This is a genomic window from Actinomycetota bacterium (assembly GCA_035540895.1).
Classification (GTDB): domain Bacteria; phylum Actinomycetota; class JAICYB01; order JAICYB01; family JAICYB01; genus DATLFR01.
This window is the reverse complement of the sequence record DATLFR010000072.1, coordinates 1-9,456: the sequence shown is the minus strand read 5'-3', so window position 1 is coordinate 9,456 and position 9,456 is coordinate 1. Positions and strand designations below refer to the sequence as shown.

General features: G+C 71.0%; 8 protein-coding genes. 3 read left to right on the top strand and 5 right to left on the bottom strand.

The window, feature by feature from the left end; all coding sequences use genetic code 11:
• Nucleotides 1-18: 18 nt before the first annotated feature.
• The gene (locus VM840_04100) at nucleotides 19-609 is read left to right on the top strand and encodes a DNA-3-methyladenine glycosylase (GenBank protein HVL80758.1); all 591 of its coding nucleotides are present in this window, start codon (nucleotides 19-21) and stop codon (nucleotides 607-609) included.
• Here VM840_04100 and VM840_04095 read toward each other — a convergent pair.
• Complete coding sequence (locus VM840_04095; protein ID HVL80757.1) at nucleotides 606-3,290, bottom strand: transglycosylase domain-containing protein; 2,685 nt, start codon at nucleotides 3,288-3,290, stop codon at nucleotides 606-608. The genes VM840_04100 and VM840_04095 overlap by 4 nt on opposite strands.
• Here VM840_04095 and tyrS point away from each other — a divergent pair.
• Both tyrS and VM840_04085 read left to right on the top strand, forming a co-directional pair.
• Nucleotides 3,289-4,485 carry a tyrosine--tRNA ligase gene (tyrS, locus tag VM840_04090; GenBank protein HVL80756.1) on the top strand — a complete coding sequence of 399 codons (1,197 nt, stop codon included), beginning with the start codon at nucleotides 3,289-3,291 and terminating at the stop codon, nucleotides 4,483-4,485. The genes VM840_04095 and tyrS overlap by 2 nt on opposite strands.
• Complete coding sequence (locus VM840_04085) at nucleotides 4,485-5,168, top strand: tetratricopeptide repeat protein (protein ID HVL80755.1); 684 nt, start codon at nucleotides 4,485-4,487, stop codon at nucleotides 5,166-5,168. Before tyrS ends, VM840_04085 begins: the two co-directional genes overlap by 1 nt.
• Here VM840_04085 and VM840_04080 read toward each other — a convergent pair.
• From VM840_04080 to VM840_04065, 4 genes are all read right to left on the bottom strand, one after another.
• Nucleotides 5,165-6,067 carry an MBL fold metallo-hydrolase gene (locus VM840_04080; protein HVL80754.1) on the bottom strand — a complete coding sequence of 301 codons (903 nt, stop codon included), beginning with the start codon at nucleotides 6,065-6,067 and terminating at the stop codon, nucleotides 5,165-5,167. The two genes, VM840_04085 and VM840_04080, sit on opposite strands and share 4 nt — an antisense overlap.
• Before the next feature lie 13 nt (nucleotides 6,068-6,080).
• Nucleotides 6,081-7,655 carry a hypothetical protein gene (locus VM840_04075; protein ID HVL80753.1) on the bottom strand — a complete coding sequence of 525 codons (1,575 nt, stop codon included), beginning with the start codon at nucleotides 7,653-7,655 and terminating at the stop codon, nucleotides 6,081-6,083.
• Nucleotides 7,655-8,224: a hypothetical protein gene (locus VM840_04070; protein HVL80752.1), complete on the bottom strand. Its 570-nt coding sequence runs from the start codon at nucleotides 8,222-8,224 to the stop codon at nucleotides 7,655-7,657. Before VM840_04070 ends, VM840_04075 begins: the two co-directional genes overlap by 1 nt.
• A partial coding sequence (locus VM840_04065; GenBank protein ID HVL80751.1) for a hypothetical protein occupies nucleotides 8,221-9,456 on the bottom strand: 1,236 nt, incomplete at its 5' end. The genes VM840_04070 and VM840_04065, both read right to left, overlap by 4 nt.

Below are 9,456 nucleotides of genomic sequence, written 5' to 3'. Positions count from 1 at the left end.
CCGATATCATGACGCGCCGTGGCCGAGCCTATCCCACGACCGCTGCCGCGGTCCTTCTACGAGCGGGACGTATGCGAGGTCGCTCAGGACCTGCTCGGCTGTCTGCTCGTCCATCGGGTGGGCGGACGACGCGTGGGCGGCCGGATCGTCGAGACCGAGGCCTACGGGGGTCCGGGAGACCCCGGCTCCCACGCGGACCGGGCGCCGACCGGGCGAGCGCGGATCATGTTCGGCCGGCCGGCCATCGCGTACGTCTACTTCACCTACGGGATGCACTACTGCATGAACGCCGTCACCGGTCCGGAGGGGGTCGGCAGCGGGGTGCTGCTGCGGGCGGCCGAACCGATGTGGGGTATCGAGGAGATGAGGGCACGCGGGTTCCCGCCCCGCCTGCCGGACCACATGCTCATGTCCGGTCCGGGACGTCTGTGCCGGGCCCTCGGCGTGGGACGTGAACACAACGGCGTCGAACTGACCCGCGGTCCCCTCACGATCCGCGCTGGGGGAGCCGCGGAACAGGTCAGGAGCGGACCGCGGGTGGGCCTGACGCGCGACGACGGGCGTCGGTGGCGCTACTGGATCGCTTCGCCCTCCGTCAGCCGTCGTTAGCAGCCGGCCGGGTTGCTCCACAGCGTGACGTTCGAGCCGCGCCTGGCCGTGCTCCCGCCCCCGGGGCTCTGACGCCAGATCCGACCGGCCTCGCTGCTACCGCTGGGGTCGCAGTCTCGCACGAGCACGGGCTCGAACCCAGCCTGCCTCACTATGGAGGATCCCCGAGCGGAGGACTCGCCGACGACGTTGGGGACGGTCCCGTCGCTGGGCGGCTCCGGGGTGGCCCTGGGCTGGCCCGGTCCGGCCGAGGGGGCCGGGGTGCGGGCTCCGGGTGGAGGCGAGACCTGCAGCGGGAGCTCGTTCACCGCGAGACAGATGGTGATGGTGGAGCCGCCGGAAGCCTGGGAGCCCGCGGACGGCGTCTGCTTCACCACCATCCCCTCCGGACGCCCGGGAGCCAGGCATTCGGACACCCGCACGCTGAACCCGGCCCCGGTGAGGACGTCGATCGCCTGGTCCCGGTCCAGCCCGATCACGCCCGGCACGTCAGCGACCGGCGGGGGAGTGGAGGACCGGTTGGACGTGAAGAAGGTGCTGGGCGGCGGCGGGAACCGGGTCGCCGGGATGTTCTCGAGCGCCTTCGTCATGAAGTACTGCCAGATCATCGAGGGGAAGCTCCCCCCGACGATCCGGAACGGGTACCCGTTCGCCGGGGTCATCTCCTCGCACCCGCCCCGTCCACAGATCGGGTTCCCCACCCACACGACGGCAGCCAGGTCCGGCGTGTAGCCGGCGAACCACGCGTCCCGCCACTGCTGCGAGGTCCCGGTCTTGCCGGCGGCGTCGCGGCCCAGGCGCGCTCTGATCCCCGTCCCCCGCTGGATCACCTGCTGCATCACGTGGGTGACCGCGCGGGCGACCCCCGGCGCCATCGCCCGCTCGGGGCGCTCGTTCTCCTCGGCCGCGTCGTAGAGGACCTTCCCGGCCGCGTCCGTGATCCGGACGATCGCGGTGGGCGGCACCGCCACCCCGTCGTTCGCGAACGTCGCGTACGCCGTAGCCATCTCGAGGGGAGATGCCTCCTTGGCTCCCAGGGCGATGGCGGGAACGTCGTCGGCCGGCGTGCATCCCCCCGTCTTGCCGAAGTTGGAGCCGCAGGCGGCCTGGACCTGCTGCCGGGTGGGGAAAGGGATCCCCATCCGGCGGGCCATGTCCGCCACGCGACGGGAGCCGGTGAGCGCGTCCCCCTCGCCGACCCCGTCGATCTCCAGCCGCGCGTAAGACGCGTTCACGGAGTGGACGGTCGCCTCGATGAGGTTGCTCGCGCCCGAGGACCCCTCGTAGTTGCGGATCCGCCACGTCCCGCCCTTGTAGCGGTGGGTGAACTCACCCCCGCTGAAGTGGCTGTTGAGGGTGACCCCGCGCTCCAACGCGGCGGCCAGCACGATCGGCTTGAACGACGAGCCGGGCTGCCTCCCGGACCCGCCGCCGTAGTCGCCCAGGGCCAGGTTCACCTTCGATAGCCGGCAGACGTGCCGGTCGGGCTCCTCGTCCTCCCCGCACCCCTCGGGGTAGTAGTCCCGGCCGCCGACGAGAGCCCGGACGTAGCCGGTGCCGGGCTCGACGGCGGCCATGGCCGCGGAGAGCCGGTCGAGCTTCTCGGGGAGGACCGATGCGACCGCCTCCTCGGCGGCCGTCTGGGCGGCCGGGTCGAGGGAGGTGTAGATGCGCAGACCCCCCCGGTAGACGTTCTTCGAGCGCTCCTCGAACGTCGCCCCGAGGAAGTCGAACCTCTCGTCGAGCAGCTGATGCCGGCTGTTGCGCAGCACCCCGAGCTGGCGCAGGACCATGTCGACGAAGTAGGGGTAGCGCCAGCGGGCCTCGGTGGGGTCGGCGAGCTCGATCGGGCTCGCCTTCGCGGCCGCGGCCTCCTCCGGCGTGATCATCGCCAGCTGCTCCATGCGGCTCAGCACGGTGTCGCGTCGGCGCTGGGCAGCCTCCTGACGCTGGGATCGACGCTCGGGGGCGTCGGTCGACGTCCATCCGTAACGGGCGGGCTGGTTGATGATCCCCGCCAGGAAGGCGCCCTCCGGGAGGTCGAGGTCCTTCGCCTCCTTCCCGAAGTAGGAGCGGGCCGCCGTCTGGATCCCGTAGACCCCGCGTCCGAAGTAGATCGTGTTCAGGTACATCTCGAGGATCTCTCGCTTCTCGTACCGCTGCTCGAGCTGGACGGTCACCTGGGCCTCGGCGAGCTTGCGCTGGACGGTGCGCTCCGGGTCCGGGAAGTAGAGGGTCTTGGCGAGCTGCTGGGAGATGGTGGACCCCCCCTGGATCTGGGCGTTCTCCTCCCCGGCCTCCCCGAGGTTGGAGACCGCGGCCCGCGTGATCGAGCGGGCGTCGATCCCGGCGTGGCGCCAGAAACGCTCGTCCTCGATCGCGACGACCGCGTCCCGGACGTGCTGCGGGATCTCGTCGAGGGGGATGATCTCCCGGTTGATCTCCCCGTGCAGGTCGGCGATCAGGCTGCGGTCGGCCGCGTAGACCTTCGTCGTCGCGACGTTCAGGCGCTCGAGCGCCTCCTCGGTCGTGAGCGGTTGGAGCTCCCCGCATGCCGTCGCCAGCATCAGGAGAGCCAGGACCGAGGCCAGTCGGGCGTGCGCGCGCCGACACGGACGTCGGGTGGTGGAAGTCACTCCTATACTGAACCACACGCCGACGACCTCGGAGGACATCTTCATGCCCTCGGTCCCCCCCGAGCAGCAGTGGTCCATCCTGTCCCGCCACGCCCAGGTCGTCCCGGCCGAGGAGCTGCGGGAGGCGCTCGGGTCCGGACGCAGTCTCCGCGTGAAGTTCGGGGTCGACCCCACGGCGCCCCACGTCCACCTGGGGTGGGCCGTCCCGCTGCGCAAGCTGCGCGCGTTCCAGGACCTCGGGCACACGGCGGTGCTCATCGTGGGTGATTTCACGGCCAGGATCGGCGACCCGAGCGGGCAGAACAAGACCCGTCCGATGCTGACCGCGGACGAGGTCCGGGCCTTCGCCGACAACCTCCTGGAGCAGGTCCGGCTGATCCTGGACACCGAGCGGCTCGAGGTCCGCTACAACTCGTCGTGGATCGAGCCGCTCGGCGTCGAGGGGCTCCTCAGGCTCGCCTCGCAGCACACGGTCGCCCGGATGCTCGAGCGCGACGACTTCGCCAACCGGTACGCGGCGGGGAACCCGATCACGGTCACCGAGTTCCTCTACCCGCTCCTGCAGGGCTACGACTCGGTGGCCGTCGAGGCCGACGTCGAGATCGGGGGCAACGACCAGCTCTTCAACCTCCACGTCGGGCGCCACCTGCAGATCGCGCACGGCCAGCGCCCCCAGGCGCTCCTGACCGTGCCCCTGCTCGAGGGCACGGACGGCGTGGAGAAGATGTCGCAGAGCAAGGGAAACTACATCGGGGTGACCGAGAGCCCGGACGAGATCTTCGGGAAGCTGATGCGCATCCCGGACCACCTGATGGACCGCTATCTGCGCCTGTGCACGGACCTGCCCGACGACGAGGTGGACGTCCTGCTCGCGGGGACGGCCCCCGCCGAGGCCAAGCGGCGGCTCGCGCAGGAGGTGGTGGCGCTATACCACGGAGCCGAGGCGGCCGGGACGGCCCGACGCCGGTTCGACGATGTCTTCGTGCGCCACTCCGTCCCCGATGACGTCCCGTCCGCCGCCGTCCCCGCGGGGTGCCTGGGCGAGGACGGACGGGTCCACCTCCCGAAGCTCCTGAAGGAGGTCGGCCTCGCACCGTCCACCACGGAGGCCCGGCGCCTCATCTCCCAGGGAGGCGTGAAGGCGGACGGCGAGCCGCTCGACGACGAGGCGGTGGACCCGGACGCATTGAGGGGCCGTGTCCTTCAGGTCGGACGGCGCCGCTTCGTCCGGATCACCTGATGGACCGCGGCCCCGGCCCCCGGCCCGTCCCCGGACGCGACCTGGAGGACCTCCCGAAGGAGATCGCGACCGAGCTGCAGCAGGTCGCTCACTTCGGGAAGGCCGGCCTGACGAAGGACCTCATCGCCGCGGCCGCCAAGGCATACGAGGAGGGCTCCTACGCGCAGGCGCTCACCCTGGCGAACCAAGCGAAGCAGCACGCGCCCAGGTCGGCCACCGTGCGGGAGATGCTCGGGCTCGCCTACTACCGGCTCGGGCGGTGGCGCGAGGCGGCCCGGGAGCTGGCCGCCTACAGGCGGATGTCGGACCGGCGCGACGAGGATCACATCTACGCCGACTGCGAGCGCGCTCTCGGGCGCCCCGAGAAGGCGCTCGAGATCCTGCAAGGGCTGACCCCGTCGGAGGTGGGGCCCGAGGTGTACGTGGAGGCGCTGGTGGTCGCCGCCGGGGCCCTCATGGACCTCAACCGCCACGAGCAGGCGGTGGAGGTCCTGAAGAGGGGACCGGTCGACCCGGAGCCCGTCCTCGAGTACCACCTCCGTCTCTGGTACGTGCTCGCCGAGGCGCTCGAGGGCTCGGGGAGACGAGCGGAGGCCCGGGACTGGTGGGACGCCATCTACGCGGAGGACCCCGACTTCTTCGACGTCGCGGACCGGCGGCTGGGACTGGGAGGCCGCGCCTAGGACTCCAGGAGCGTCTTGCGGTAGTACCGGAGGTACCCGAGCATCGAGTTGCGCGCCCCCGAGAGCGCGCGGGCCTTCTCCCGGTATCCGTCGTCTCCCGGGAACGACGGCACGTGGTGGTCGAGGGCGGCCAGGCACTCCTCGTCGCTGGCCCCGCCCAGCGCGAGGGGACGCAGGATCGAGTCCCACGTCCGGAGGTCCTGCGCCGCGCGGTCCAGGGCCGGCTCGCTCGCCGGACCGAAGTGGGTGAAGCAGATGGCGTCCGCCTTCAGCTCCTTTATCCGGTTGATCGAGTCGAGGGCCGCTTCCAGGTCGAACTCGGGTGGGGGGGTGGCCGGCTTCTGGACATCGCCTATGAACACGCCGGCCGAGTCGCCGATGAACGCGACCCGGGCGTCCGGCTCGTACAGGGTGACCTCGTGGCGGGCGTGCCCCGGCGTGTACAGGACGCGCAGCTCCCGGTCTCCCAGGGGGATCACGTCCCCCTCGTCCACCGCCCTGAGCCGCTCCTCCGGGACCGGCTCGGGCTCCCCGTACATAACGTCGAGCGCGTCGCCGAAGAGCCGTCGGGCGCTCGAGACGAGCCGGGACGGGTCCACCACGTGGCGGGCCCCCACGTCGTGGACCCAGACGGTCGCGTCGGGGAATAGCTCGGACACGTGCCCGGCTCCGCCGCCGTGGTCGAGGTGGATATGCGTCAGGACGATGTGCTTCGGTTCGACCCGTCGACGTTCGAGCTCCGCCTTCACCCGATCGAACACGGTCGCGGGACCCGTCTCGACGAGCGCGGGCTCCGCGGCGTGGACGATGTAGCTGCAGGACAGGTCCGACGCGCCGAAGAGCTCCACGTCCAGCACCTCGATGCCTTCCGGGAGCGGGGGGCGGATGACCGGGATCACCGGCCAATCGTAGCTAGACCGGTGGGGTCGGGGGGCTCTCGCGCCACGAGAGCGGCTGAGCGACGTACCCGGCGGAGGCCGAGTTGTACCAGTCGACGATCGGAGGCGGGAAGTCGATCAGGTCCTGCGAGCGCTGGAAGCTCATCCCGTTCGATCGGAGGTCGAGGTGGGTCGCGTACATCACCCCGCGATAGCTGAAGGGGTTCGTGCCGCCGCTCGTCGCGGCCAGGGTGCCGGTGGTGTACAGCAGCATCGAGATCGTGTCGCTGGCCGTGAAGCGAGGGGTGAATACCTCGATACCGACGCTCGACGTGTTCGACACGAGGGAGACGAACGAGACGTGGCAGGTGGACGCACCCCCGGACGTGCAGGCGTTCGGGACACCCGCGGATGGGGTCTGCAGCGTCCCGGACAGGTTGATCTTGCCCGGCGAGATGACCGTGAGCGGACCGGTCACCGTGGCCGAGGAGCCCCCGCCCCACTGCAGGTCCAGGGCGTTCGTCGCCCCGTCGCTCACGTAGAACGAACCCTGGAGGTTGTTGCGGTGGGTGGTCTTCAGGTGCGTCGAGAGCGCGGCCGCGGTCATGACCTGCATGCCGGGGAACCTCTGCTGCCAGCAGCTGAAGTTGGTCGCCGCGCAGTACAGCGTCGGCAGCGATAGGACGGTGGGGGGCGCGCTCGGGCACCCGGGCGAGGTCGCGGTGGCGGGGCACCGGCTCCCGGAGATGGTGGCCCCGCTGCCCATGTTGATAGCGGTCCCGGCCATGACGTCCTTCAGGACCTTGGCGTTGGAGCCCAGCGTCACCGAGCTCGTCGCCGAGGTCAGGCTGCCGGACACGACGTGTCCGTCGCGGAGGTGGACCGCCTTGCCCGCCACGACCGACCCGCTGAGGGTCCAGCTCGGGACGTTGGGACTGGTGAAGCTCTCGGGGGTCGTGAACGTGCCGGTGAAGTCCGTGTTCGGGTTGCCGCCGAAGATCGGGGCCTGCGCCGTGTAGCAGTCTCCCTGGACGATGAAGTTGTTCGTCGTGGAGAGCGTCTGGCTCGGCGTGGACCCGCCGGAGAAGCACGTGTACCGGAAACCGGTCAGCGGGGTCAGGCGCACGGTCACGTCCAGCCTGCGCAGCTCCTTGTTGTTCGAGTCCTGCGACGGGCCGTACCCCCAGGCGGTGACGACGACGTTCTGCTGTCCCGCGGGCAGCGTCGTGCAGGAGGCCGAGTTCGGGTTCCAGGCCCCCGAGGGGAGGGTGCGCTGTCCGGCGTTCGCGGGGAGGCGTACGACGGCCTGGTACTGACCGACCTTCTTGCCGCTGAGGACGGTCTGCGGTCCGGACGCGCCGAACCCGATGTCCTGGACGCACGGGGAGGACCCGCGGAGCTGGTCCAGGACGTGGCTCACGCCCGCCTCGGCGGACTGGATTCCCTGCGTCCGGCTGCGGTCGCGCGTGGTCGCGTTGTCGGACCTGACCGCGAGCGCCAGCAGCGATCCGATGACGACGGCCAGCACGAAGGAGATGGCGACGCCGGCCACGATGGCCTGACCCTCGTCGGCTCGCGGAACGCCGCGGATAATGGGGAGGCTGCGCATCAGCATCCCGCCGGCTGGTAGGTGTTGCGGGGGCGGACGATGGTGGCGATCTCGTATGGCGCGTCCTTGGGGTCGTTCGCCCGCATGACGAGCCGGATCCTGACCTGCAGGAGGCTCCCGCCGGCCACGCACTGGAACAGGGGGACGGCGGGGCTCTGCGAGAGGTTCACTACGCCGTCCGCGACGAGACGGCTGCTCGGGAACGTCCCGGTGCCGTCGTCCGAATCGCGGTGCAGGGACCGCCCCGCCAGCCTGTACCGCACGGTCTGGTCGGCGGGCGGCGCCTGCGGGTTCTGCGCAGGCGGTTGGACGACGACCAGCGCGCAGGAACTCAGCGGCTGCGAGGCGGTCGCGGGGCAGAGCTGGAACCCGTTGGACCCTCGCAGGTCACGTTGCATCTGGTTCATCGTGACGCGGCCGTCGTGCAGGGCGGTCGACCGCTGGGACCCTATCCGCATGGTCGTGAGCCCCGAGACGAGGGTCGTCCCGAGCAGGCCGAGCAGGACGACCGAGATCGAAGCGGCCACCATCAGCTCCACGAGCGTCCAGCCCTCCTCCGACCGGCTCAAGACCCGCACCCCCCGGGGAAGCTCCCGTACCGGGCGCACGCGTCGACCCGGCCGAGGTCGAGGGTCGACCGCAGGTCGGTCTGCACGACGTTCAGGCTGTCGCGCAGGGTGAGTCGGGTGACCACGCGGGCCGGGGCGTACGTCGCCCTGTACACCTGGGTTATCCCACCGTCGGGGCTGAACGTCTGGGTCACGGGCCGCTTCAGCGTCACGACCGTGTCCACGGTCGCGTTGAGCACGCAGGTCGAGAGCCCCAGGACGGTGATCGAGTCGGCGCAGAAGGTGCGGGAGACGGTGATCGTCGCGTCGACGTTGACCGGTAGCGTGAATTGGCAGTAGTTGCCAGCCCGGTTGGCCGCCGCGCAGACCAGCGCGTTGCCGTCCGAGCCGGAGATCACTCCCGAGACGTTGCCGTCCCAGACCTGGATGCGTAGCGGCTTGGACGCGTCGGGGCTGAACGAGGGCTGTCCGCCTCCGGCGTGTGCGACCGCCGAGACCGACGACTCGTACGGCAGGACCCGGACGAGGCCGTCCGGCATCAGCGAGGACAGCACCGAACCCGTCTGCGGGCGGACGAGCCGGATGTCCTCCGTGCTGTGGGTCGCGGTGACGTTCATCCGGCGCGCGCTCGGCTGGGTCTGAGCGGCCGAGTGGGAGGCGGAGGTGGCCGAGTACTCGACCATGTTGATGTTGCCCAGCGGCAGCGTGAGGTTCGGGAGGGCCGCGGCGGCCGTGTTGACCTGGATCGCCCGGCCCGACGTCGAGGTGGCCTGGCCCGTCTCCGACGGCAGCGTCGCGGCGGTCGTGGTGGCGTCGGCGGTGCATGACGCCGTCCCCTGCAGGGCCGTGCTCCCTGAGGTCGTCGCGGTGAAGGAGAGCGGGGGGCGGTTCGCGGTCGCCGTGGCCACGTCGACGTTCTGGGCATCGGTGGCCGGTCCGGCGTTCCCGTCGGACCGCGCGCCGGCGGTGGCCGCTGCGCCTCCCACGGTGGTCGTCCCCGTGGCTCCCTCGCCGACCAGCGTCGACCGGCGCGACGTGCAGGAGACCTCCGAGTTCGCGTTCAGCCTGTTGGACCCGTTGCCCCCGACGCCGGTGAGTCGCATCGCGGCGGGAGAGGACGACGAGAGGTCGAGCCCGGACCCGGTGACGGCCTCGGCGTGCGCCTCGAACCCCTTCACGTCCGCGACGCCGAGCAGCGGGGGGTAGCTGGTGACTCCGGACGGGGGGTTCCC

Excerpts from the sequence above, each read along its gene's own strand:
- tyrS (HVL80756.1), top strand. The coding sequence starts at position 3,289 with ATGCCCTCGGTCCCCCCCGAGCAGCAGTGGTCCATCCTGTCCCGCCAC.
- VM840_04095 (HVL80757.1), bottom strand. The coding sequence starts at position 3,290 with ATGAAGATGTCCTCCGAGGTCGTCGGCGTGTGGTTCAGTATAGGAGTG.
- VM840_04085 (HVL80755.1), top strand. The coding sequence starts at position 4,485 with ATGGACCGCGGCCCCGGCCCCCGGCCCGTCCCCGGACGCGACCTGGAG.
- VM840_04075 (HVL80753.1), bottom strand. The coding sequence starts at position 7,655 with ATGCGCAGCCTCCCCATTATCCGCGGCGTTCCGCGAGCCGACGAGGGT.